The organism is Geobacillus sp. WSUCF-018B, assembly GCF_002809985.1.
GTDB lineage: Bacteria > Bacillota > Bacilli > Bacillales > Anoxybacillaceae > Geobacillus > Geobacillus thermophilus.
In genome coordinates this window covers 16,895-40,125 of the sequence record NZ_PIJF01000027.1, presented here as the reverse complement: position 1 = coordinate 40,125, position 23,231 = coordinate 16,895, and the positions used below count along the sequence as shown (strand labels likewise).

The following is a 23,231-nucleotide window of genomic DNA, read 5'->3' as shown; positions in this document are numbered from 1 at the left end:
ATCGAGTTCTTTCCGCTACCTAGGGCATTTTCTATGACCGAAATGCCCTATTTGTGCTGGGCTTTTTTATACACTAGCACTGGGGTGAATAGTTACGAATGAAAAATGAAAGTAGTGAAACCTGCGACACAATCGAGGAAGCTAAAAAGGTGGCGGCCGAGCGCGGATGGATGACAGAAAACTGACGGAAAAGTGAAGGAAAAATGACAGAAAGATGGTTCATCACCACAACATGTACTTGACAAGCGGGGGATTTTCTTGAGCCGCCGTGTACGAAAAATCTGATTTACTGATTTTTCCTTATAAGTACAGAGAAGGCGTGTTCTGAAATAGTCAAGTACAACTTTCGGTGAAGAGCCTAAATTTTGCTGTTTTTCTTTACATTTCCAATTTATTCTGATAAAATTGTATTAGATTAAAAAAGAGAAATCCCATACAAGAGCGTCTTCATTTTACAACGGATCAAGCGGAAATTCAAAAGCAATATACGGCGATCTTGTTCTTGGTATCAGCGCAACTGTCTGGCGGCTCTAAATGTATTGTAGCGCTGAAATCGTCATTTGTTAAAGCAAGGAAATGGGTCATAATCGCCATTCATATTCTTGGAAAGTTGTTTTGTTTTACTTCGGAACGAGCAGGGTATCAGTATGTCATTGGAAACTTATTCACTAGGGAGATGTTCCCTGAACGCTCTCGATATAACTGTTGTTGTCGGTTGCTCCGTTTTTCCGTTAAATAGAGTTTTTCTAATAGATCCGTCACCAACTAGCGAGGCACGGACAACATCATGCCTATGCTGTTGTGGAGATCTTGTCCCTCTTGCGCTGTGTCATCACGTGAGGCGTTAATGTTCAACTAGCACCACGGATTTTCCTTATTTTTTTCAAGATGGCAGTATAGATGGGGCAGCTGCTTTTTTTCTGCAGGAGAGGGCTAGGATCATTCCGCGATGTAGGAGGAGAGCTTGATGGATAAACACCAACAAGCCATTATCACCGTTTCAGCCTATATTACGAATGACACGGGAGAGGTTTTGCTTGTTAAAAGCTATGACCGCTCCGATACGTGGGAAATGCCGGGTGGACAAGTTGAACCAGGCGAGCCGCTCGATCGGGCCGTTCATCGTGAGGTGCATGAAGAGACTGGCGTTGACATCCGTCTCATTGGGGTCAGCGGCGTGTATTACAATGAAACTAAAAATATCATAAACATTGTATTTAAAGCGACATATGTGAAAGGAAACGTTTCTCCCCAGCCTGAGGAAATTCAAAAGGCGAAGTTTGTGTTGATCGATGAGTCGAATATTGATGAATATGTGACATGGCCGCATTTGAAATCGCGGGTGCTCGATGCGATGAAAAGGGGATGCTCTGTTCCTTATGAAGCATGGGTCATGAATCCGTCGCGATTATCTGCAAGAGTGGGAAGGTGAAGTGCTGTAAATTCATAGTTGTCAAATGCTAAACGCTGCATTATTATAAAAATGTCCATATCCCATAACTGAATCCATTCGCAGCAAGGCGCCGAAACGGCTTAATAGGGAATCCGGTGGGAATCCGGAGCTGTCCCCGCAACTGTCAATGCGGACGAAATGAAATCGCCACTGTACGGACAGATGGCTTGCGCTGTTTTCCGTACGGGAAGGCTTCAGAGTAGGATGAAGCATGAGCCAGTAGACCTGCCTTGCTTGCCGCAGTTTCCGAATCTTCGGGGGGTGAGACGTGGAAACAGTCGTACAGGGCATTGTTGTGCCCATTGGCGGTCTGTTTCGTGCTCATTCCCCGTTCGGACGGAATGGGCTTTTTTGTTGTACATACATCATCGAAGGGGGAATGACGGATGAAACGTTGGACATGGCCGGCGGTGGTGGCGGTGTTCTTCCTTTTGGCCGCCGTGCTCGTCGGCTGCGGCGGGGCGAATGGCAGCACCGAGCCTGCGAAAAAAGAAGAACCGAAAACGGAACAAGCGGCGTTTCCGGTGACGGTGAAAGACGGGCTTGGCGAGGATGTCACGATCAAAGCGGAACCGAAAAAGATCGTCTCGCTCATCCCGAGCAATACGGAAATCGCCTATGCGTTGGGGTTGGGCGATAAGATCGTCGGCGTCAGCGATTTTGACAATTATCCGGAAGACGTCAAAACGAAAACGAAAATCGGCGGCATGGAATTCAACGTCGAGAAAATCATTTCGCTCAAACCGGATCTCGTCTTGGCCCACGCGTCAAGCGCCCATAACTCGCGCGATGGCCTCAAGCAATTGAAAGACGCCGGCATCACCGTGCTTGTCGTCAATGACGCGAAGTCGTTCGACGATGTGTATGCGTCCATCGAATTGATCGGCAAAGCGACCGGGACGACAGACAAAGCGAAGCAAGTGATTGATGAGATGAAAGAGAAGCTTGCGAAAATCAAAGAAAAAGCGAAACAAATCCCGGCGGACAAACAGGCCAATGTCTGGATTGAAGTGTCGCCGCCGCCGCAAATTTATACGGCCGGCAAAGGGACGTTTATGGATGAGATGCTTCAAGTGATTTCGGCGAAAAACGTCGCCGGCAGCTTGGAAGGCTGGCCGATGGTGACGGAAGAAAAAGCCGTGGCCTATAAGCCGGATGTCATCATCACGACATACGGCGGAGCGAAGCAAGTGTTGGCGCGCGCCGCTTGGAAAGACGTGCCGGCGGTGAAAAACAAGCGGGTGTATGACGTCAACACCGACTTAGTAAGCCGACCGGGTCCGCGCCTTGTCGAAGGGGTCGAGGAACTTGCCAAAGCCATTTACCCGGATGTGTTCAAGTAAAATGTGGATGTATATATTGGCCGTTACCGCGGCCGTGTTATCGCTTCTCGTAGGGATATCGACAGGATCGCTGTCGATTCCCTTTTCTTCTATTGTCCGCATTTTGGCGGCTGAATGGTTCGGAGCGGCGCTGCCTCGCCACATTCCGGCTGATTGGGTGCCGATCGTGATGGCGATCCGCTTGCCGCGCGTCGTGCTTGCGTTTTTGGTCGGGGCGTCATTGGCGCTGGCCGGGGCCGCGTTTCAAGGGCTGTTAAAAAATGCGCTCGCCGATCCGTACACGCTCGGCGTCTCGTCCGGCGCGTCGGTCGGGGCGGTGCTCGTCATCTTTCTCGGCTGGCAATGGCCGTTCTTTGGCACGTTCACGCTGCCGGTCGTGAGCATCTTGTTTGGCATGGCGACGCTTGCCGCCGTTTTGGCGTTCACTCGCGCTGTGGAGCGGCGCATGTCGGTTGAGACGATCATTTTAGCCGGCATTATCTTCGGCGCGTTTTTCAGCGCGTTCATTTCGCTCATGATCGCGTTGACCGGGGAAGAATTGCGGCAAATCATCTCATGGCTGATGGGGAGCGTGGCGATGCGCGGCTGGAAATACAGCGGGCTGTTGCTGCCGTTTTTTCTCGTTGGGGCCGCAGTGCTCATCGCCAACAGCCGCGAGTTGAACGCGTTTGCCTTTGGCGAGGCGGCGGCGCTTCATGTCGGCGTTGATGTTACGCGCCGAAAAGTCATCATTTTGACGGCAGCGGCGCTGCTCACCGGCGCGGCGGTGTCGGTGTCAGGGACGATCGGCTTTGTCGGGCTTGTCGTTCCGCATATGGTTCGGCTTGTGTGCGGGCCGAACTACCGAGTGCTGTTGCCGCTGTCGCTCTTGTACGGCGGTGCGTTTCTTGTGCTTGCCGATGTGGCGGCGCGGACGATCATTGAACCGCGCGAACTGCCGATCGGCGTTATTACGTCGCTGATCGGCGCTCCGCTGTTTGCCGTCTTGTTTTTCCGAAAAACGAAACGAAAGATGGGATGACGATGCTCGAGGTGCGGGCCGTATCGCATCGATACGGGCAGCAACAAGTGCTTGATGGTGTGACGTTTGCCGTGGAAAAAGGCGAAATATTCGGCATCTTAGGGCCGAATGGCAGCGGGAAAACGACTTTGATCAAACTCATCAGCAAAGAGCTGCCGCTAGCAAGCGGGGAGATCGTCATCGATGGCCGAAAGCTCTCGGCGCTGTCTGCGAAGCAATGGGCGCGGATGGCCGCCGTCTTGCCGCAGACAGCGGAGGCGGCGCCCGGCTATACGGTGAGGGAAACGGTGGCGCTCGGCCGCTATCCTCATCAGCGCGGCTTCTTTCCGACGTGGACGGAGGACGATGAAGCCGCCCTCCGAGACGCACTTGCGGCCGTCGGCCTGACGGGGAAAATCGATGAACCGCTCGAACGATTGAGCGGCGGCGAGCGGCAGCGCGCCTATTTGGCCCGCGCACTCGCCCAAGAGCCCAAGCTGCTCTTGCTCGATGAGCCGACGAACCATATGGATGTGAGCGGCCAAGTCCGGCTTTTGGACCGGCTCGCCGAAGCGGCGCACGCCCGCGGCTTGACGGTCGTCGCCGTTTTCCACGATATGAATGCGGCGAGCTTGTATTGCGATCGGGTGCTCGTGCTGAACAAAGGGAAAATAGCCGCGCTCGGCGCCCCTGCGGATGTCATGACGCCGGCGTTGCTTGAGGAAGTGTTTGCCGCGCCGATTGTGCGTCTGGCCCATCCGGCGTCGGCAACGCCGATGTTTTCGTTCATGCCGAACAAGAAGCAAGGGGAATCGCCGGTCGGCGGGCTGCGGCTTTCCTTTCTTGATGACGCCGCTGTGCTTACTGCGGCCGCGCCGCTTCGCGTCCTGTCCTCGGCATTGATCGGCGCCGGATTTCAATGGGCGACCCATTTTGTCAACCGCCATGTCGGGCTCGATTACGATTGCAGTGATGCGGAAGGAGACATGCGCCGCTATTTGGAGCAGCACGGGTTTCCGCCGGAACGAACGGTTGGCATGATGACGGCGGTTGATGTCCGGGATGCTGTTTGGCTTCAGAAAGAAGGGGAAGCGTTTTCGGTTGCGGTCATGGCGACCGCTGGCGTCGGCAATGCCGTCGATGCCGCTCGGGCGTGGCAGCATCAGCCGCTAGCGGCAAGACCGGGGACGATCAACATGGTGGTGGTCATTGACGGAGTGCTGACGGAAGCAGCGTTTGTCCAGGCGGTGATGACAGCGACAGAAGCGAAGGCAAAAGCGCTCGCCGACTGTTCGGTTTGCGACCCGGAAACCGGGACGCTTGCCACCGGTACGTCGACCGATTCGCTCGCTGTGGCGGCGACGCAAACCGGGCAGGTCTTTGCCTATGCCGGAACGGCGACGGAGCTTGGCCGGGCGCTCGGCCGGCTTGTGTATGAGGCAACAGTTGAGGCGCTTGGCCGCTGGGAGAAGCGGAGGAAACGGCGATGACCCATTTGGCCGCATTGACGTTGGCGCTGTTTCTCGATGCCCTCGTGGGCGATCCGCGCTGGCTGCCGCATCCGGTGCGCGGGATGGGAATGATGATTGCGTGGCTTGATCGCCGCTGGAATCAAGGAACAAAGCGGCGGACGAAAGGGGCGGCGGCCGTGGCGGTCGTGTTGGCCGCTGTTTACGGGATATCGGCGTTCATCGTTTATGTGGGCTACGCGCTGTCCGTATACGTAGGGGTGGCGATCGAGGCGGCCCTCATTTTCACCGCCATTGCGACGAAAAGCCTCGCTGAAGCGGCTGAGGACGTGCGCCGGCCGCTGGAAGCAGGCGATCTTCCTGCGGCGCGCCGCGCGCTGTCCATGATCGTCGGCCGCGACACCGAGCGGCTCGATGAAGCCGGCATCACCCGCGCCTGCGTGGAGACGGTGGCGGAAAACACGAGCGACGGCATCACCGCTCCGCTCTTTTATGCGGCCTTGGGCGGTGCGCCGCTCGCGTTATTGTACCGGGCGGTGAACACGTGTGATTCCATGATTGGCTACAAAAATGAGAAGTATCGCGAATTTGGCTGGGCGGCCGCGCGGCTGGACGATGCGCTCAACTACATTCCAGCGCGGCTGACGGCGCTTGTGATGGTGTTGGTCTTTGGCGGCCGCCGCTTTCGTTTGGCGCTGTCGATCTTATTTCGCGATGCCCGCCGCCACCCAAGCCCGAACAGCGGCTGGCTTGAGGCGGCGATGGCCGGGCTGCTTGGGGTGCAGCTCGGCGGAACGAATACATACGGCGGCGTGGTCTCGAGGAGGCCGACGCTCGGTGACCCGGCCGCCCCGCTTCGCGCCGCCCACATTCGCCAAGCGGTCCGCATCATGATTGGAACGGTGCTAGTGTTTACATTATTGCTATGGATTGGGGGGATAATCGTTGCGTTGGCCGGCGCATGGGGCGAATCCGCGCGCGTTGTATGAGCAATGCGGATTGGCCCCTCCAGACGAATACATTGATTTCAGCGTCAATACGAATCCGTACCGGCTGCCGCCGTCAGCTTGGCCGAGCGGTGAGGAGTGGATTCGCTGGGCCGGGGAGTATCCGGATTCGGAAGCGAAGGCGCTCAGGGAGCTCGTTGCCAAGCAGGAGCAGATTCGACCCGGACAAGTGCTGATGACGAACGGGGCGGCGGAGGCGATTTATTTGTTGGCCGCGCTATTTGCCGGTCGGCGCGTCGGCATCTTGGAGCCGACGTTTTCCGAGTATCGGCGCGCCTGTCTCGCTTATGGATGCGATGTGGAGGGATTCGCGGCCGATGAAGCGCGGGGCTTTTCTTATGACTTGGATGAAGCGACTGCCTGGGCAGGCAAGCAAGACATTATCTTTTTATGCCATCCGAATAATCCGACGGGGACGGTGATGGAGGAGGGGGAATTGAGATCACTGGTGGACGCGGCGCACACGGCTGGCACCTATGTAATCATCGATGAAGCATTTTATCCGTTTTGGCGCGGCGGGTTTACGGCGATGCGCTGGTTGGGACGCTATCCGCGCCTCATTGTGCTTCGATCGTTGACGAAAATCCATCACCTGGCCGGCGCGCGCCTTGGTTATGTCGCTGCCGACGAGGCGGTGATCGCTTCGCTGAAAACGCATCAGCCGCCATGGAGCACAAACGGCATCGCCCAACAATTGGCGCTTCGTTTCATGACGATGGAATCGTTTGTCAAGTGGACGAAAGAACGGATCGCCGCCGAGCGGGAGCGGGTGTTTCGGTCGCTGCCTGCCGGGCGGTATGACGTCTCGCCATCGGTCGTGAACTTTTATTTGTTGTGTCCGTGTTCAGGACGGACAGAGGAGCTGTTTTTTCATTTGTTGAAGGAAGGGGTTGTGCCGCGCCATACGATGAATTTCCCGGGGCTTGACGGCCGCTACATCCGGCTCGCCGTCAAAACGCAGGTGGAGAATGACCGGCTGCTTGAGGCGCTTGAGAGGTGGGATGGATGATCGTGTTTGTGAGCGGCGCGGTGCGCAGCGGCAAAAGTGAAGCGGCAGAGGTGTGCGCCATCCGGCTGGCCGCTGGCGAGACGCTTCATTATGTTGCCACCGCCCGGGCTGCCGATGCGGAAATGGAAGAGCGCATTCGCCGCCATCAAGAGCGGCGCATGGGGATGACGGCGCCTTGGGTGGTGTGGGAAGCGCCGGAAGGGCCTGATCAGTTGTTGGCTGCACTTCGTCCGCCTGATGTTGTCCTCCTCGACTGCTTGACTATGTGGTGGGCGAATGTGTTATTTGCCGGAGATGAATGGAAAACAGAGGAAGGAGCGTTCGCCGCTGCCCGTTGCCTGCTCGACCAAGTGCGGGCGTGGGCGGCGGCATGCCGCGCTGTTGTCATTGTGTCCAATGAGTTGTTTTCTGGCGGCGTGCCGAATGACCTCGGCACATTTCGCTACATGAAAATGCTCGGTTGGCTTCATCAACAGTTGGTCGCGGAAGCAGAAGCCGCCGCCGTGGTGGAATGCGGTCTTCTTCGCGTGAAGAAAGGACGGTGGCCGCAATGAAGCGGGCATGGAATGGCTGGCTGCTGGCGCTGCAGCTGTTTACGATCATTCCCATCCAGCGTTCGATTGAATGGAATGCCCCGCATGTCCGCTGGCTTGTGCGCACAATGCCGCTGGCTGGAGCGCTGCTCGGGACGCTGGCTGCCTTGGTGTACGGCGCCTGTACGGCGCTTTCGTTCGGTCCGCCTTCTTTTTTGGCTCTCCTTCTTCTTTGGCTTGGCATTTGGCTTGCCGGCGGGCTGCACGCCGACGGCTTTATGGACGTGAGCGATGCCTTTTTTTCGTACCGGGACGCCAAGCGGCGGCAAGAGATCATGGCCGATTCGCGCGTCGGCGCGTTCGCTGTGTTGTCGCTCATTTGTTTGTTATCGTTCCGCTGGCTGTTTTTGCATGAAGCGATCAAAGCGGGCATTTCCCCTGCCCTGTTTATTGCCATTCCACTGCTGTCGAGAGCCGGGGCTGTCTGGCTTCTTTCCGCCGGCAAGCTGGCCAAATCGACAGGAATGGCGGCCTCGCTTCGCGAATATAGTTCATGGCGCGATGCAGCATGGGCGCTGGGATTGGCATGCCTTGTGCTTTTGCTTCTTCCGGCGGCGGGCGTTCCGCCGGCGGCGGTTGTGGTGTTGGCTGCGGCGATGGCGCTTTGTTCCCTCGCGGCAAAGCCGTGGGCGGAAAAGCAGTTTGGCGGCGTGAGCGGCGATGTGCTCGGCGCGCTCATCGAAGGGGGAGAGACGGTGCTATGGGGCGTCCTTTGGCTGTTACGCTCATCCGTCATGGGATGACGGAACTGAATCGGCGCGATGCATATATCGGCTGGACGGACGCGCCGCTTTCGGCCGCGGAACATAGCAGGCTGCGCCGTTTGCGGGTCGAGTGGCCATATCCGGTCGACTGCATCGTGACAAGCGATCTTCGCCGTTGCTGGGAGACGGCGGCGCTGCTGTTTGGCAGCCGCGAGCCGGACTGGTGTACGAGCGGATGGCGCGAGCTTTTTTTTGGCGTCTGGGAAGGGAAAACGTTCGCCGAACTCGAAACGGATCTCGCGTACAACCGATGGCTCGAGTCGCCATTTTCGACGGCGCCGCCCGCCGGAGAAAGCTATGTTTCGTTTCAAGCGCGCATCAAACGGGCGCTCGCCGAGACGGTTGCGTTGGCTGAGCGGATGGGCGCCCGCCATGTGGCGATCGTCACCCACAGCGGTCCGATCCGTTTCGTGCTTGAACAATATGCGCCGGACGTTCGCCCGTTTTGGGAATGGAAGGTGCCGTTTTCCGGCGGGTATACGCTCGAATCAACGATCGAGCGCTGGAAAGGGGGAGAACGGTGCATTTCGTTGTCGGCGGTGCGTTCCAAGGAAAGCGAAAATGGGTGCGGGAACGGTACGGAATAAGCGACGGTGTTCATATCGTATGGCATGACGGCTATCAGGGACCATACGGGTGGCCGGATGGCGCCAAGACGGCGAAAACAGTTGTCTTGGATGGGCTCGAAGCCGCCATCCGCCGCCTTCCGGACCCAGAGGAATGGGAGCGGTTTTTCTGCGCTTGGAAGCAGTGGGAGGAAGGAGCGGCCGGCCGCACGGTTGTCTGGATCGGGACAGACGTAACGCAAGGCGTCGTTCCGACTGACCGGCAAGAACGGCGCTGGCGCGACGCCGTCGGCCTGTGCTATCAACGGCTTGCCGCCGTATGCCATCGCGTCGACCGGCTTTGGTGCGGGTTGGCGGAACGATTAAAATAAAGGGGAGAGGAATTATGAAATTGTATACGCGGACTGGAGACAAAGGAAAAACAAGCTTAATCGGCGGGCGCGTCGATAAAGATCATTTGCGCGTCGAGGCGTATGGGACGATCGATGAGGCGAACTCGTTCATCGGCTGGGCGCTGGCTCTGCTCGCTGACGATGAACGGTTTCACGATCTTTGCGCCGAATTGCAAAAAATTCAGCATGAACTGTTTGACTGCGGCGGCGACTTGGCCATCGTCAACGGCAAGCTGCCGTATAAAGCGACCGAGGAGATGGTCGCCTTTTTGGAGCAGCGCATTGACGCCTATGTCCAAGAGGCGCCGCCGCTTGAAAAGTTTATTTTGCCGGGAGGGTCGAAGGCGGCTGCCGCGCTTCATCTGGCGCGCACGGTGACGAGAAGGGCGGAGCGGTGCATCGTTTCGTTGCAAAAAGCGGAGCCGATCAACGACGTTGTTCTGAAATATATGAACCGCCTGTCCGACTATTTATTCGCTGCCGCCCGGGTTGTGAACGCCCGCTTAGGGGTGAAGGATGTCGAATATGAGCGGAGCGCCATTGTGTTCCGCGACAAGGAGGAGAAACAATGAACCGCCGCTTGGCTTGGACGGCCGTTTGTTTGGCGCTTTCGGCGATCGGATCGTTCATCAAGCTGCCGACGTTTGTCGGCAGCATCGCGTTAGACAGCGCTCCGGCGCTTGTCGCCGCCGGGGTTCTTGGCCCGCGCGCCGGAGCGGCGGTTGCAGGGCTGGGGCACCTTATTTCGGCGGTGGTCGGCGGGTGGCGGCTCGGCCCGTTCCATTGGCTTGTCGCATTGGAAATGGCCGGGCTTGGCGCCCTGTTCGCCGTGCTGCATCGGCGGGGATGGAAAATCGGCAGCGCTGTCGTCTTTTTCATCGGCAATGCGTTTTTGGCGCCGTTGCCGCTTGCCGTTTCGTTCGGCTGGCCGTTTGTGCTTGCCGTCATTCCGCCGCTTTCCGCCGCCGCTTTGGTCAACGTGTTGATCGCGCTGGCCGTTGCCCCGGCGGTTGCCCGTTTGATGGCGAAGGCGGGGGCGCCGCATGCGTGATGTGCTCTTCCTTCCATTGACCGAAGGCAGAGAGCTCGCCATTGCCGTCGACGGCTCGGCGGCGGTCGGGGACAAGCCGGGTGATACGGTGCATGCTCCGGCGGAGACGGTCGCATATTTTGCCGCCCGCGTCGCCTTGATGGAATTGCTGAGCGTCGGGGCGGAAGCAAACGCCGTCGTCTTGCAAAACTTTATGGGGGATGACCGATGGGAAGCGCTTTGCCGCGGCATTGAACGAGTCTGCCATGAACTTTCTCTTCGCCTTCCGGTCACCGGCAGCACGGAATCGAATTTTTCCACCGTCCAGTCGGCGCTTGGCGTGATGGCGGTCGGAACGGTGGCGGCCGAACGGAAGCGGATCGGCGTCACGCCGGAGGGAGCGAAGTTTGCCGTCATCGGCCGCCCGCTCGTCGGCCCGGCCGTGCTGGCGCATCCTCAATGGGTCGCGCCGCTTTCGCTGTTTGTTGAGCTTCTCGCCTCTCCGTCTGTTTATGAGCTCGTCCCGATCGGTTCCAAAGGCATTTACTACGAATGGATGCAACTGTCGGCCGCCAACGGCCGCCAAGGGCGGGCCTGCGCCTGCCCGCTGCCGCTCTTTGCCTCTGGTGGTCCGGCGACGTCGTTTTTGATCAGCTATGACCGGGCGGCAGAGGGCGCATTGCGGAAGCGAGCCGGCCGCCTCTTTTTTCCGCTCTTTGCCGAGCGATAGCCGGTTCGCTCGGCCTTCTTCCTTTTTCGTCCAAAAAAATGGTTCCCTTTTTGCATGAGACCCGTTATCATGAAGATAATGGAATGGTTCGGCTTTGGTCCATGGAAACGAATAGGGGGAGAGACACGATGGACCCCGTTTTTGAACAGTTGTACGAAAAATATCACGATGATTTGTTTAATTTTTTATATTACATGGTGCGAAATCGAGAGCATGCCGAAGATTTAGTGCAAGAAGTGTATGTGAAAGTGCTGCGTTCGTACAAACGGTTTAAAGGGCAATGTAGTGAAAAGACGTGGCTGCTGTCCATTGCGCGCCATGTGGCGATCGATTTTTTTCGCAAGCAAAAACGACGCCAGTGGGTGAAGACATCGGAGTGGAGCGAGGAGCAGCTCGGCGCTGACGAGCCGATGCCGGAGGAAATCGCGATTCAAAACGAGGAAATTCAACTCATGTACCGCTGCTTGGCGCGCTGCACGGTCGACCAACAGCTTGTGCTCGTCCTCCGATTCATCCAGTCGCTGTCGATTGCTGAAACGGCAGCCGCGCTCGGCTGGACGGAAAGCAAAGTGAAAACGACGCAGCACCGCGCGCTGAAGGCGCTGAAACAACATATGGAGGAAGAGGCCGAACGGGAGGAGTGGCGGCATGAAAAAATTTCCCTGGAATGAGCGATGCATCGAACATAGCTTTGAGCAGCTGCCCATGGTGAAAGACCGGCGCACAAAAGAAGATGTTTACGAACGGCTTCAGCGCACCCAGCGCAAGATGCGCTGGAGACGGCGTTGGCTTTCGGCGGCATCGATGGCCCTCTTTCTTGCGGTTGTTGCTGTCGGAATGAATGCGGCCGCTCCGGAGCGCGCGGAACAGCAGCAGCGATCCTCTACCGTCAAAACGCTAGGAGCCGAGAGCGCTCCCCCCCAAGTTGAGACGATAATGGCCGCTGATGCGACGCCGGCGCAGGAAGATGCCGGCGTCATGGTGGTCGGCTTGCCTGATGCGGCAAACGGCCGGGTGGTGCCAGTGGCGGTTCCGCTCAGCGGCCGATTGGCCCCCGAAGAGCGGTTCACGGCAGCGCTGCGCGTGCTTGGGCGCTCTCCGCTGCGGGCAGCGTCCGCTTGGTTTGATGGAGTGGTCATTCAGCCGGCCGCCGGGGGGAAGGGGGAATGGACGGTGCACGTCCCGGCTCAGCACCGCGTGTTTTCGGCCAGCCGCAAAGAGCAGAAGCTGTTTGTCGACGCCCTCGTCGAAACAGCGCGGCAAATGGGGGAGCGGCGCCTCCGCTTTTTCACCGGAGAGAAGGAAGGGCTTGAGTTGCCGGCGCTCGGAATGGTAAAAGCGACAAAAATCAAGGAGCGGCAGCGAATGTATTATAAAAACAGCGCTTCGTTCGGCTATACAGTGCTCGTTCCGGCGCCGGGCAGCGCCCGCACGTTTCCGGAGGCGCTGCAGCAGATGAAAACATCGACGATCCGCGGGCTCGAGCCGGCCATTCCGCCGGGAGTAAACGTGGAGCTGGCTGATATGGATGCGCGGCATGCGACGGTCCGGATTCAGCTGACCGCTCAGCCACATGAAGAGGACGCGGCGCGCATGGCGGAGGCTGTGCTGCTGACAGCGAAAGAGTTTGGCTTCCGTGAGGTGACGTTTGCGGCTGACGGGTTGTCGAACTTGGGCTCGTATCCGGTTGGAATGCGAATCCGCGTGCCGGCCGGGCCGAACGCTCTGTTGATGGCGGCCGGCTGGTAGCCGCCGCCGTTTGCGTCGTTTTGTTACGATCTTCACTTTGTTGTTCTATCGGAGATGATATTGGCATAAGACATATATGGCGCAAAGAAGGCAAGGAGGGGTGGCAGATGGATGATCTCATGACACGGCTCTTGGCGGTCGCCGGCGTCGCGGTATGCGTCGGGCTGTTGTTTCTCGTCGGCGCGAACGGATGATTGGGTGATGATTCGCCAAACGGTTGTCCTTTCTTGCGGTGATGCGTTATAATGAAAAAAACAGCAGGAGGGGAGAAACACTGTGCTGACTGATTATCACAACCATTTGGAGCGGGGGACGCTGACGCTCGATTATTTGCGCCAGTTCACCGATGAAGCCGCGAAAAAAGGCATTCAGCATTTTGGCATTTCCGAGCATGCGTATCATTTTTACCAAACGAAAAACATTTTGTCCAACCCGTGGGTGGAGGCGCGCCGGTGCTACGATATGGCCGACTATGTCCGCTTGTTCCACGAAGCGTGGGATGCCGGAATCGACGTGAAAATGTCGATTGAAATGGATTACACTCCCGGCAAACATGAGGAAATGGCTGCGTTTATCCGCTCGTACGAGTTTGACTATGTCATCGGTTCGATCCATTGGGTCGACGATTTCGGCATCGACTTAGTCGAGTTCCGCCGTGAATGGGAACGGCGCGATTTGTATGATACATATCGCAAATACTTTGACCAAGTCGTAACGCTCGCCGAGTCGAACTTATTTGATATTATCGGCCATTTGGATTTGGTGAAAATTTTTAAATACGTTCCGGAAGATGAAGAGTTTTTGCTTGAGCAATACGACCGGGCAACGACAGCGCTCGCCAATTCGAAGACGTGCGTCGAGATCAGCACGGCCGGGCTGCGCAAGCCGGTCGGCGAGCTGTATCCCGATCCGCGGCTGCTGCAAATGTGCTATGACAAAGGCATTCCGATCGTGTTGTCCTCGGACGCGCACGTGCCGGGCGATGTCGGCGCCGACTTTGACAAGGCGGTTGAACTCGCCCGCAGCGTCGGCTATACCGAACTCATGACGTTCTCGAAAGGCGAGCGGAAAGCGGTGCCGCTCGGCTGAACGGAACTGACAAAACACGAGGGTGTCCCAAAAGGATCGGGACACCCTTTCTTAGTATGTAGGCGTAAAACAATCATGAAGAAACGATGCATTGTGTTTGGTTTAAGGAAAAACAACCTTTTGGGTCATGATCATCGCCTTTTCGCAAGAGGGAACTATACGATGCGAATGGCTGCTGTGGGGCTTGCTCGAACGAAAAACGCAGGCTCCTTTCTGGGAAGGCCTGCGTTTTTTGTATGATCTGCCCGCAGAAGCGGGTGGTTACGCTTCGAGCCGCTTCACCGTTTCGATGTCATCAATTTGCGCCAACGCCTGCAATACCTCATCATCAACCGGTTTGTCAAGCGATAAGATCATCATCGCCTTGCCCCCCGCTTCTTGGCGGCCGACTTGCATGGTGGCGATGTTGACGTTATGCGCCCCGAGCACGTTCCCGACTTTCCCGATCATCCCCGGGCGGTCGTGGTGCTGAATGTAAAGGAGATGGCCTTCCGGCGCGAAATCGATCGTGACGCCGTCAAAATGGACGATGCGGTCGCCGTAGTTCGGCACATGCGTTCCTTTGATCGTAAACGTTTTGTTCTCGCCATGGACGGTGAGCGAAATGCAGTTTGCATAGCCGTGCGTCTCATCAGAGAATTTTTCGCCGTATGTGATACCGCGCTCTTTGGCGACCATGGCGGCGTTTACCTCATTGACGGTGGAAGCGACGCGCGGCCGCAGGAAGCCGGCAAGCAAGCTGCGAGTGATGTACGTCGTTTCCAAATCGGCGACCGTGCCGGCGTAGGTGACCGACAGCTCTTGAACCGGAATGTTCATAAACTGCGAAGCAATTAAACCGAGCTTTCGGCCTAAATGATAGAATGCTTGAATTTTCTCATAGACGTCTTTCGACAGCGCCGGCAGGTTGATCGATGATGTGACCGGCTGCCCTTCAAAAAAGTGGAGCAGCTCTTCCGCGACTTGGGTGGCGACGTTCAGTTGCGCTTCAACCGTCGACGCCCCTAAATGCGGCGTAACGATGACATTATCAAACGCCAGCAGCGGGTGGTCGCCCGGGGGCTCCTGTTCAAAGACGTCGAGAGCGACACCGGCGACATGGCCGCTTTCCAAAAACGGAATGAGCGCCTGCTCATCAATAATGCCGCCGCGAGCACAGTTGATTAAGTATACCCCTTTTTTCGTCTTCGCCAAATTTTCCGTGCCAAGCAAGCCTCTTGTTTCTTTCGTCAGCGGTGTATGAACGGTGATGATGTCGGCGACTGCCAGCACCTCATCAAGTGAATGGATGGAGACGCCGAGCTTCTCCGCCCGCTCTTTCGTCAAAAACGGGTCGTAGACGTGCACGGTCATGCCGAACGCCCGTGCCCGCTTTGCTACTTCTGATCCGATGCGGCCGAAGCCGATGATGCCCAATTTCTTGCCGAACAGCTCGTTGCCGACAAACGCCGAGCGGTTCCATTCCCGCGATTTGACAGAAATGTGCGCTTGCGGGATGCGGCGGACGAGCGCAGCCATCATGGCAAACGTATGCTCTGCGGCGGAAATCGTATTGCCGTTCGGCGCGTTAATGACGACAATGCCGCGTTTCGTCGCGGCGTCGACGTCAATGTTGTCGACGCCGACCCCGGCGCGGCCGACAATTTTCAGCTTCGGCATTTTCGCCAACAATTCTTCCGTCACTTTCGTTGCGCTGCGCACAAGCAAGGCGTCAAACGTGTGCAATTCGTCCTCCGCTTCGCTCACGTTTTTTTGAACGATGTCGATGTGCGCCGATGTGCGGAGCGGCGCCAAGCCTTCTTCGCTAATGGCGTCGGAAACGAGTACGCGAACCACAGCAGGTGCCCCTTTCTGTTTCGAAGATGTTAAATTTCTGATAATTTAACATAGCAAAGCGCTTTCTGTCAATGGAAAGCGAAGAAGTCATACCAATGACAGCGCTTTCTGTTTTGGGGAATGTTCGTGTTTCCAAAAGAAAACCGCCCATATCCAAAGATATAGGCGGGATTGTTCGGAAATAGCTGAGGTTCGCATTGGATGTACAACGTTTTAGGCGATTATTTTTTGTTTTGTTCGTTGTAGCGGGCGATGCACTCATCGATCAGTTTTGCCGCAGCTTCCGGCCCTTCCCATGTGCCGATTTCCGTCCGCTTGCCTTGCAAGTCTTTGTACCGTTCAAAGAAGTGGGCGATTTCTTTCAGCTTGTGCTGCGGCAGGTCTTCAATCGAGCGGACTTCATCAAAGCGCGGGTCTTCGACTGGCACGCCGATGAGCTTCGCGTCCTCCTCACCGCTGTCGACCATGTTCAAAAAGCCGATGACGCGCGTATCGATGACGCAGCCCGGGAATGTCGGATTCGTTGTGATGACCAAAATGTCAAGCGGGTCGCCATCGAGCGCCAGCGTATTTTGCAAGTAGCCGTACTCAGCCGGGTAAAACATCGGGGAGTACAAGACGCGGTCGAGTTTGAAAACGCCCCGCTCTTTGTCGAACTCGTATTTGTTTTGGCTGCCGGTTGGAATTTCGATAAACGCTTCGACAATTTTATTTTCGAATGCCACAACCCGTTCCTCCTTTTTTGGTTGTTATGTACGCATGAAAACTCGCCCGCCGGCGCCCAGGGCGGGCAAGACAATCTTATTGTAGCATGTTCCCTTGCGGCGCGCCACTTGTCAAATGGCATTTTTTCACGCTTTCGTCAAAAAACCCTCTTGCCGATTCGGCAAGAGGGGAGATTTCAGTCGAATTTATTTGGATCGCCGTCAAACGGCTCGTCAGCGACTTTGATCGACTCGGTCGGGCAGCCTTCAAACGCATCCATCATATCGTCGATTAAAATGTCCGGCACTTCGACAATCCCTTGGTTGTCGTCAAGCGTGACGTAGGCAATGCCGTCCTCGTCATAATCGTAAATGTCCGGAGCTGCCGCGCCGCATGCTCCGCAGGCAATACATGTTTCTTTATCGACAATCGTATACTTTGGCATAAAAATCGAACCTCCCCAATTTTTTGGAAACGGACGGGTCATCTCCGTGTTGCCTGCTCGGAAATGAACTTTTCACTTTTATAATAAGACCGTTCGCCCCGCTTTTCAACTAAAAAATTGCTCTCCTGTATTTTTACACATATGCCTCTTGTTTATTTTTGTTCCAAAATCGTTTTTTCATTGCAAACGGCTTGTGCGATTTTTGTTACAATAGAGGCGGGGAGGAATCAAAGATGCGGCACGGTTACGCCTCGTTTTTGCTTGCCCACTGCTTGCGCCGCCTAAACGGTGAACGGACGCTGGCAGCGGTGTACCATTTGTTGTCTGGAAAAAAATCAGCCCAGACGCTGCAAGACTGCAAATGGTTTCAACTTGCGCCGTTTTTCGGCACATGGAAAGACGTGACGATGGACCGATTGGAGGAGGCGGCCCTCGTGCTCGTTCGGAAGCAGCGGGCCGCGCCCGTCCATGACCGGACATATATATTGACGGAAAAAGGGCGGCATTGGCTCGATGAACAGGCGGCATCGTTCCCCCGCTATGTGAACGGCTGGCGCTACCATGAGGTCGAGCCGCTTTTTTGGCAGCGGCTGTCGCTCATTGGGCAGACGCTGTCCAACCTCTCCCATGGACAGCGTTTTATCCCCATTTGCCGCGACGAGCGGACGCTGTTATGGGTGAAGCAGTATTTGCTGGGCAAGGGATCGCGCCAAACGTTGGTGCGGGCGCTTTATGACGAGCTCATCCGGCTGCTTGCGGCTGTTTCTGAAGAAGCGGCGACGGTGTTTGCGCTCCGGCTGACAAGCGCCCGCCGCATCGGCTGGACGGCGGAGCAAATTGCCGCTTGGCTGCAAAAGGATGTGCTGTATGTGCAGTTTCAGTTTCGCAACGCGCTTCATTATATGATGGCTGAAGCCGAAGCCGGGCGCGCCCCGGTGATGGCCGAGCTGATGGCCGGGCTGGCGCCGGTGCAGCTGACACAATCGGCGCAAAAAACGTACGAATGGCTGCAAAAAGGAAAGACGATCGACGAAATCGCCGCCCTTCGGCGCTTGAAAAAAAGTACAATCGAGGATCATGTCGTCGAGTTGGCCGCCAATGTGCCCGATTTTTCGATCGCCCCGTTTGTCGCCGCTGAAAGGGCGGCGGCGATCCAGGCCGCGGCGCGGGCGCTCGGGACGCGCAAGCTGAAGCGTATTCGCGAGGCGCTTGGCGGAATAGCGAGTTATTTTGAAATTCGGCTCGTGTTGGCAAAGGAAGTGGGACGTTGGATGAATTAACGAAAACATTGCATGAGCGGTTCGGGCACGCGTCGTTTCGGCCCGGACAGCGCGATGTGATCGAAGACGTGCTCAGCGGGCGCGATGTGCTGGCGATGCTGCCGACTGGAAGCGGCAAATCGCTTTGCTATCAGCTGACGGCGTATTTCCTCCCGGGGAGCGTGCTCATTGTCTCGCCGCTCGTCTCCTTAATGGAAGATCAAGTCGAGCAGCTGCGCCGGCGCGGTGAAAAGCGCGTTGTCGCGTTCCATAGTTTGCTCGATGCGGAAGAAAAATGGCAAGCCCTCGCCTCGCTTCCAGATTTTCGCTTTATTTATGCCTCACCGGAAATGCTGCAATCTGAAACGTTTTTGGCGGCGCTCCGGCGCGCGCGTGTTTCGTTGTTTGTCGTCGATGAGGCGCATTGCATTTCACAGTGGGGTTATGATTTTCGCCCGGACTTTTTGAAGCTCGGAGCGGTCCGCCATGCGCTCGGTTCGCCGCCGTGTCTGGCGCTGACGGCGACGGCTACGCCGGAAGTGCAGGAGGACATCATCCGCACGCTCGGGATGGAGCGGACGCGCCGCCATATTTATTCCGTCGACCGCCCGAACATCGCCTTGGCGGTGGAACATTGCTTATCGGTTGAGGACAAAGCTGCGCGCTTGGCCGAATGCGCGAAACGGCTCCGAGGACCGGGGATCGTGTACTTTTCAAGCCGGCAGTGGGCTGAAGAAATGGCGCGCCGGCTGGCGCAAAACGGGGCGGGGCGGGTCGCCTATTACCACGCCGGCATGGATGGGGAACAACGGCTGCTTGTGCAGCAGCAGTTTTTATATGACGAGCTCGACATCGTTTGTTGCACAAGCGCGTTCGGCATGGGGGTGGACAAAGGAAACGTCCGTTTTGTGCTTCACTTTCATATGCCGGCCCAGCTTGAGGCGTATGTGCAGGAAATCGGGCGCGCCGGGCGTGACGGGGCGCCAAGCCTTGCGGTATTGTTTTACGCGGACGGCGACCGGGCGATCGCCCAGGCGGTCGCCGAAGCGGAGCTTCCCGACTCGGCTGCGCTCCGCGAGTGGTGCCGGCGGCTGCCGGAAGACGCCGTCGGCGGTGGATGGCGCGCTATGGTTGATGCCGGCGGATTTACGGACATACAAAAACGGCTGTTGGCGTACTTTTTAGAATGGGGACAAACAGCGGCGCCCGAACAGCTGACGGCCGCGGCGAAGGAGCGGCTGTATGAACGGATGGCCGCTGCCATCGAGGCGCGGCGGCGTTGGAAGCGAAAAAAATTGCGCGAAATGGAGGAATGGCTGCACGCCTCTTCATGCCGGCGCGCGGCGATTGTCCGCGCGTTCGGGGAGGAGCTATCGGACAAACCGGATGCTTGCTGCGACAACTGCGGCCTGGAGACGGACTGTTTCATGGCGGACGGCCGCCGTCCCGAGCCGGCGCCCGTCCGGCCTTGGCGCGAGGAGCTATGGCATATGTTTTTTGGCGGGAGGCGGCGCGATGAGGCGGCAAAGTGAACAAATCAAACAGATGACAGACCGCGAAGTGCTCATCCATCTTTATATCACGCAAGGGTTGCTGCTGCTTTTGGCCGGCGGCAGCTCGCTGTTTTTATTTGCTCGGGAGGAGTGGCGTCGGCTTTGGCAGTTTGAGCTGCGCGATGTGCTCGTGTACGGAGCCGGCGGGGCGGCGTTCGTGCTCGCTGCCGAGTTTTTGGCGATGCGCTATTTGCCGGACGATTGGTATGATGACGGCGGCGTCAATGAAAAAATATTCCGCGGCCGCTCGATTCCGCATCTCTTTTTTTTATGTGCGCTCATTGCGGTGACGGAAGAATGGCTGTTTCGCGGCATTGTGCAGACGCATTGGGGGCTCTGGGCGGCAAGCGCCATTTTTGCCGTGCTGCACGTCCGGTATTTGGAAAAATGGTTTTTGTTTATGGTCGTCGTGTTGCTCAGTCTCTTTCTCGGCGTCCTTTACGAGCAGACTGACAGCTTATGGGCCGCCATCACCGCTCACTTTTTGATCGATTTTGTGCTTGCCTTACATGTTCGGTTCAAACGGGGGGCAGAGGAAGAAAGGGAGTGAAGCGATGGAAGAGGCATCGGGGCGCCTGGCGCGGAAAAAACGCCCGGCGTCAAGCGCGGGGGCGCCGCCATCGCGCCTAAAACGGCGGCGGCAAAAAGAGGAGCAAAAACGAAAATACATTCCCGTCCGTTTGCTCGCGTTTTTGTTTTTAACGCTGCCGGCTGCGGTGACGGCTGTTTACTATGCCCAGTCAAAGCCTGGAACGGTCACAGTCGTCCGCCATGAAGAAAGCGGCAGCCGGGAGACGGTGCGCATTATTCAAGAAGATGGCGCGAAGGCGGAACAAACATCAGAGCCGAAGCGCGCCGCGGGTGACGGGGCAAAAAGCGAATCCGACGCGCAGACCATCACCCATGTGGTGGCGGCGAACGAAACGCTCTATAGCATTGCGATGAAATATTACGGCACGCCTGCCGCCATGGAGATCATCAAAAAAGAAAACGGCTTGTCAACGAGCCGGCTCGAGCCGGGGCAAACGCTGCGCATTCCGTTCCCCGCTCAGACGGAATAAGCGGTTGCGCCCGCCGGCCGAAAAAATGGCCGCGCGCGTTCCCCTTTGTTCTAATCTGTCTGTTGCCCGCATATGATGGACAATAGAATACGGACAAGGGGGAGAGCGCCATGACCCGGTTTCCGGATGAATTTTCCCTCGATGAAGTGACAAAAGAAATGTTGCTTGCCGTCATTGAAAAAAAGAAAAAATGGGAGCGGCTTGAAAAGCGGTCGACGCTTTTGCAGGCGGCCGCGTTGGCCGGCTTGGCCGCGTTCCTTCTTTATATCATTGCCAACGCTGCAGCGATCACGGCGTGGAGCGAACGATTCGCCTGGTTTTTTGCCGCCCCGGCCCACATTTTCATCTTGCTCCTGTTATGTACGGTGTATTGGCTGGCTGTTTATTATAAAGGAAAAAGTGAAAAGGCGGAAGACGACTTTCATGCCCTCCGTTGCGAAATTATCCAGAAAAGCATCGATTTATGGAAAAATGAAGAACAATGGAATGGGCGTCACCGGTTGTTTGAATGGCTGAAGCGGGAGTACGACATCAACCTATATTATGAAAACAGCTGAATGGGGGCCCATCCAGCTGTGCTTTGTTTAGAATATTTTTTTCTGGTTGCGCTCTTCTTTCAAAATTTCCACTGCTTCGCGGAATCGCTGCGCATGAATGATTTCCCGCTCGCGCAAAAAGCGGAGCCCATCGTTTAAATCCGGATCGTCGCTCATGTTGATGATCCATTGGTAGGTGGCGCGCGCTTTCTCTTCAGCGGCGATGTCTTCGTACAAGTCGGTGATGGGGTCGCCTTTTGCTTGAATATACGTCGCCGTAAACGGGTTGCCGGCGGCGTTATGGTAAAAGAGGGCGCGCTCATGATCGACGTAATGAGGCTCAAGGCCGGCTTCTTTCAGCTGCTCCGGCGTCGCGTCTTTCGTCAGTTTGTACACCATTGTCGCGATCATTTCCAAATGAGCGAGTTCTTCGGTGCCGATGTCGTTAAGCAGCCCGATCACTTTCGGGGGCAGCGTATAACGCTGGTTTAGGTAACGGAGCGCCGCCGCCAGCTCTCCGTCCGCCCCGCCGTACTGTTCGATTAAATACTTCGCCAATCGCGGGTTGCACGTGCTGACGCGAACCGGGTATTGCAGTTTTTTTTCATAAATCCACATGATCCGTTCCTCCTTGCGTTCGTGATGAATCAGCTACACTTGCCAAGGCCAAGGCGCGTCGTCCCAGTTCCACGGGTAGTTCGAATAGCTATGGCCGAACTGCTCAAGCGGGCCATAGGCGGCTTCAAACTGTTTTTTCAGCTGCTTCCGCTTTTGCGCGAGCTGGTTAAACTGTTGAATGGCTTGATAATCGTTCGGGTGGGTGTCCAAATAAAGCGTCAGCTCGACGAGGGCAAAATCGACGGCTTGCAGCTCCTCAAGCTGCTCGTAATACTCCTTGGGCATTTGTTTCATGAACCATCACCTTTTCCCTTCGTTTCGTAAGGGCTGTAGTAAGGATCGTAAAACACTTGCCAGAGCGTTCCTTTCATCAACGCCTCGCGCAGCGGAAACTGCGGCAAATTCGGCGGTTGGAAGCCGACATACAAGTTGGGCGCGGTGACGTACGTTTTGAGGCGGATCGGCGGGCACGGGTCAAACGGGCTGATGTACGGCTCATATTGTTTGCGCGTCGTAAACATAAAACCCCCCCTTTTTTGGCAAAGTTCAGTCTATATGTATGATGGAGCCATGTCGTTCATGCCTGTTTGCCATGACGAATAATGAGGATCGGGCTAAGGAGGAAACCATGGGCCGTCTATCGATGACCGCCATGGCCGCTGTTTTGTGCACGTATTTGTTTTTTCGCTGGCTGCCGCCGCTCGGGCCGTTCTCGCTGGAGCGGTTTTTGACCGATTTGCTGTTTGCCCCGCTGCGGACATGGCTTGCGCTCGTTTGCTTTTGGTTCGGGACGGCTGCCAACGGGGCGCTCATCCGCGCGGCAGTCGGCGGGACGGTGCGCCTGTTGTCCGGCCGGCGGTTTCGTGTCGGGGAATGGGTGGCTAGTTTGGCGGCGCTCGGCCATTTTTATTGGGCGTTTCGGTTTCATTGGCCGCTGGCGGCGCTTTTTTTCGTTTTTTCCTTTTTTTATGGTATGATGACGATGAGAGACCGCCGGTTGACCAAAGATGATCGGCTTTAGCAG

General features: G+C 56.6%; 28 protein-coding genes, 1 pseudogene and 1 riboswitch. Of the genes and pseudogenes, 23 read left to right on the top strand and 6 right to left on the bottom strand.

Annotation, left to right across the window (positions count from 1 at the left end; genetic code table 11):
* Positions 1 to 433 precede the first annotated feature (433 nt).
* The 17 genes and pseudogenes from CV944_RS17955 to CV944_RS09565 all read left to right on the top strand — a co-directional run.
* Positions 434 to 842 (top strand): annotated as a pseudogene (locus CV944_RS17955) (IS982 family transposase); the annotation flags it as partial.
* Positions 843 to 964: 122 nt separating this feature from the next.
* Positions 965 to 1,432, top strand: coding sequence for an NUDIX hydrolase (locus tag CV944_RS09640; RefSeq protein WP_369806431.1), 468 nt, complete (start codon positions 965 to 967; stop codon positions 1,430 to 1,432).
* Positions 1,433 to 1,501: 69 nt separating this feature from the next.
* A riboswitch (cobalamin riboswitch) is annotated at positions 1,502 to 1,700 on the top strand.
* A gap of 139 nt (positions 1,701 to 1,839) precedes the next feature.
* Positions 1,840 to 2,796 carry an ABC transporter substrate-binding protein gene (locus tag CV944_RS09635; protein WP_100659609.1) on the top strand — a complete coding sequence of 319 codons (957 nt, stop codon included), beginning with the start codon at positions 1,840 to 1,842 and terminating at the stop codon, positions 2,794 to 2,796.
* The gene (locus CV944_RS09630; protein WP_198518494.1) at positions 2,783 to 3,817 is read left to right on the top strand and encodes a FecCD family ABC transporter permease; all 1,035 of its coding nucleotides are present in this window, start codon (positions 2,783 to 2,785) and stop codon (positions 3,815 to 3,817) included. Before CV944_RS09635 ends, CV944_RS09630 begins: the two co-directional genes overlap by 14 nt.
* On the top strand, positions 3,814 to 5,286 hold the full coding sequence (locus tag CV944_RS09625) for an adenosylcobinamide amidohydrolase (protein WP_100659608.1): 1,473 nt from the start codon (positions 3,814 to 3,816) through the stop codon (positions 5,284 to 5,286). The genes CV944_RS09630 and CV944_RS09625 overlap by 4 nt, the downstream gene beginning before the upstream one ends.
* Positions 5,283 to 6,254: an adenosylcobinamide-phosphate synthase CbiB gene (gene cbiB / locus CV944_RS09620; protein ID WP_020754603.1), complete on the top strand. Its 972-nt coding sequence runs from the start codon at positions 5,283 to 5,285 to the stop codon at positions 6,252 to 6,254. The genes CV944_RS09625 and cbiB overlap by 4 nt, the downstream gene beginning before the upstream one ends.
* On the top strand, positions 6,211 to 7,281 hold the full coding sequence (cobD, locus tag CV944_RS09615) for a threonine-phosphate decarboxylase CobD (protein WP_100659607.1): 1,071 nt from the start codon (positions 6,211 to 6,213) through the stop codon (positions 7,279 to 7,281). Before cbiB ends, cobD begins: the two co-directional genes overlap by 44 nt.
* Entirely contained in the window at positions 7,278 to 7,835 is a 558-nt protein-coding gene (locus tag CV944_RS09610) for a bifunctional adenosylcobinamide kinase/adenosylcobinamide-phosphate guanylyltransferase (RefSeq protein ID WP_033010508.1), read from the top strand. The genes cobD and CV944_RS09610 overlap by 4 nt, the downstream gene beginning before the upstream one ends.
* Positions 7,832 to 8,617, top strand: coding sequence for an adenosylcobinamide-GDP ribazoletransferase (locus CV944_RS09605; protein WP_033010509.1), 786 nt, complete (start codon positions 7,832 to 7,834; stop codon positions 8,615 to 8,617). Before CV944_RS09610 ends, CV944_RS09605 begins: the two co-directional genes overlap by 4 nt.
* Positions 8,575 to 9,225, top strand: coding sequence for a histidine phosphatase family protein (locus tag CV944_RS09600; RefSeq protein WP_033010510.1), 651 nt, complete (start codon positions 8,575 to 8,577; stop codon positions 9,223 to 9,225). Before CV944_RS09605 ends, CV944_RS09600 begins: the two co-directional genes overlap by 43 nt.
* Positions 9,159 to 9,575, top strand: a complete 417-nt coding sequence (locus tag CV944_RS09595; RefSeq protein ID WP_033010511.1) for a bifunctional adenosylcobinamide kinase/adenosylcobinamide-phosphate guanylyltransferase — start codon at positions 9,159 to 9,161, stop codon at positions 9,573 to 9,575. The genes CV944_RS09600 and CV944_RS09595 overlap by 67 nt, the downstream gene beginning before the upstream one ends.
* Positions 9,576 to 9,589: 14 nt before the next feature.
* Positions 9,590 to 10,168, top strand: coding sequence for a cob(I)yrinic acid a,c-diamide adenosyltransferase (locus CV944_RS09590; RefSeq protein WP_063330769.1), 579 nt, complete (start codon positions 9,590 to 9,592; stop codon positions 10,166 to 10,168).
* Positions 10,165 to 10,647, top strand: coding sequence for an ECF transporter S component (locus CV944_RS09585; RefSeq protein ID WP_100659606.1), 483 nt, complete (start codon positions 10,165 to 10,167; stop codon positions 10,645 to 10,647). The genes CV944_RS09590 and CV944_RS09585 overlap by 4 nt, the downstream gene beginning before the upstream one ends.
* Positions 10,640 to 11,356, top strand: coding sequence for an AIR synthase related protein (locus tag CV944_RS09580; protein ID WP_033010514.1), 717 nt, complete (start codon positions 10,640 to 10,642; stop codon positions 11,354 to 11,356). The genes CV944_RS09585 and CV944_RS09580 overlap by 8 nt, the downstream gene beginning before the upstream one ends.
* A gap of 128 nt (positions 11,357 to 11,484) precedes the next feature.
* Complete coding sequence (sigX, locus tag CV944_RS09575) at positions 11,485 to 12,027, top strand: RNA polymerase sigma factor SigX (RefSeq protein ID WP_033010515.1); 543 nt, start codon at positions 11,485 to 11,487, stop codon at positions 12,025 to 12,027.
* On the top strand, positions 12,005 to 13,105 hold the full coding sequence (locus CV944_RS09570; RefSeq protein WP_100659605.1) for an MBL fold metallo-hydrolase: 1,101 nt from the start codon (positions 12,005 to 12,007) through the stop codon (positions 13,103 to 13,105). The genes sigX and CV944_RS09570 overlap by 23 nt, the downstream gene beginning before the upstream one ends.
* Before the next feature lie 276 nt (positions 13,106 to 13,381).
* The gene (locus CV944_RS09565) at positions 13,382 to 14,194 is read left to right on the top strand and encodes a histidinol-phosphatase (RefSeq protein ID WP_033010517.1); all 813 of its coding nucleotides are present in this window, start codon (positions 13,382 to 13,384) and stop codon (positions 14,192 to 14,194) included.
* 261 nt (positions 14,195 to 14,455) lie between these two features.
* On the opposite strand, the gene serA is transcribed toward CV944_RS09565, so the two are convergent.
* From serA to CV944_RS09550, 3 genes are all read right to left on the bottom strand, one after another.
* Positions 14,456 to 16,030, bottom strand: a complete 1,575-nt coding sequence (gene serA / locus CV944_RS09560) for a phosphoglycerate dehydrogenase (protein ID WP_063330765.1) — start codon at positions 16,028 to 16,030, stop codon at positions 14,456 to 14,458.
* A 221-nt stretch (positions 16,031 to 16,251) separates the two neighbouring features.
* Positions 16,252 to 16,755 carry an inorganic diphosphatase gene (locus CV944_RS09555; RefSeq protein WP_020754674.1) on the bottom strand — a complete coding sequence of 168 codons (504 nt, stop codon included), beginning with the start codon at positions 16,753 to 16,755 and terminating at the stop codon, positions 16,252 to 16,254.
* Between the two features lie 176 nt (positions 16,756 to 16,931).
* Positions 16,932 to 17,180, bottom strand: a complete 249-nt coding sequence (locus CV944_RS09550; protein WP_008879661.1) for a ferredoxin — start codon at positions 17,178 to 17,180, stop codon at positions 16,932 to 16,934.
* Positions 17,181 to 17,413: 233 nt separating this feature from the next.
* Between CV944_RS09550 and CV944_RS09545 the strand changes: the two genes are divergently transcribed.
* The 5 genes from CV944_RS09545 to CV944_RS09525 all read left to right on the top strand — a co-directional run bounded on the left by CV944_RS09545 (position 17,414) and on the right by CV944_RS09525 (position 21,610).
* Positions 17,414 to 18,460, top strand: a complete 1,047-nt coding sequence (locus CV944_RS09545) for a YpbB family protein (protein WP_047818612.1) — start codon at positions 17,414 to 17,416, stop codon at positions 18,458 to 18,460.
* Complete coding sequence (locus CV944_RS09540) at positions 18,448 to 19,971, top strand: RecQ family ATP-dependent DNA helicase (protein WP_100659604.1); 1,524 nt, start codon at positions 18,448 to 18,450, stop codon at positions 19,969 to 19,971. Before CV944_RS09545 ends, CV944_RS09540 begins: the two co-directional genes overlap by 13 nt.
* Positions 19,955 to 20,542 (top strand): CPBP family intramembrane glutamic endopeptidase, encoded by a 588-nt coding sequence (locus CV944_RS09535; RefSeq protein WP_100659603.1) that lies wholly within the window; start codon positions 19,955 to 19,957, stop codon positions 20,540 to 20,542. Before CV944_RS09540 ends, CV944_RS09535 begins: the two co-directional genes overlap by 17 nt.
* Before the next feature lie 4 nt (positions 20,543 to 20,546).
* A complete protein-coding gene (locus CV944_RS09530; RefSeq protein ID WP_033010522.1) occupies positions 20,547 to 21,053 on the top strand; it encodes a LysM peptidoglycan-binding domain-containing protein in 507 nt (168 codons plus the stop codon).
* A 110-nt stretch (positions 21,054 to 21,163) separates the two neighbouring features.
* On the top strand, positions 21,164 to 21,610 hold the full coding sequence (locus tag CV944_RS09525) for a YpbF family protein (RefSeq protein WP_020754064.1): 447 nt from the start codon (positions 21,164 to 21,166) through the stop codon (positions 21,608 to 21,610).
* A gap of 27 nt (positions 21,611 to 21,637) precedes the next feature.
* Here the strand turns inward: CV944_RS09525 and CV944_RS09520 are convergent, their stop codons facing one another.
* The 3 genes from CV944_RS09520 to CV944_RS09510 are packed head-to-tail and all read right to left on the bottom strand — an operon-like array spanning position 21,638 to position 22,728.
* The gene (locus tag CV944_RS09520; protein ID WP_033010523.1) at positions 21,638 to 22,207 is read right to left on the bottom strand and encodes a manganese catalase family protein; all 570 of its coding nucleotides are present in this window, start codon (positions 22,205 to 22,207) and stop codon (positions 21,638 to 21,640) included.
* A gap of 33 nt (positions 22,208 to 22,240) precedes the next feature.
* Positions 22,241 to 22,501 carry a spore coat protein CotJB gene (locus CV944_RS09515; protein ID WP_031408620.1) on the bottom strand — a complete coding sequence of 87 codons (261 nt, stop codon included), beginning with the start codon at positions 22,499 to 22,501 and terminating at the stop codon, positions 22,241 to 22,243.
* Complete coding sequence (locus tag CV944_RS09510; RefSeq protein WP_100659602.1) at positions 22,498 to 22,728, bottom strand: spore coat associated protein CotJA; 231 nt, start codon at positions 22,726 to 22,728, stop codon at positions 22,498 to 22,500. Before CV944_RS09510 ends, CV944_RS09515 begins: the two co-directional genes overlap by 4 nt.
* Before the next feature lie 107 nt (positions 22,729 to 22,835).
* Between CV944_RS09510 and CV944_RS09505 the strand changes: the two genes are divergently transcribed.
* Positions 22,836 to 23,228, top strand: coding sequence for a hypothetical protein (locus CV944_RS09505; protein WP_033010526.1), 393 nt, complete (start codon positions 22,836 to 22,838; stop codon positions 23,226 to 23,228).
* Positions 23,229 to 23,231 lie beyond the last annotated feature (3 nt).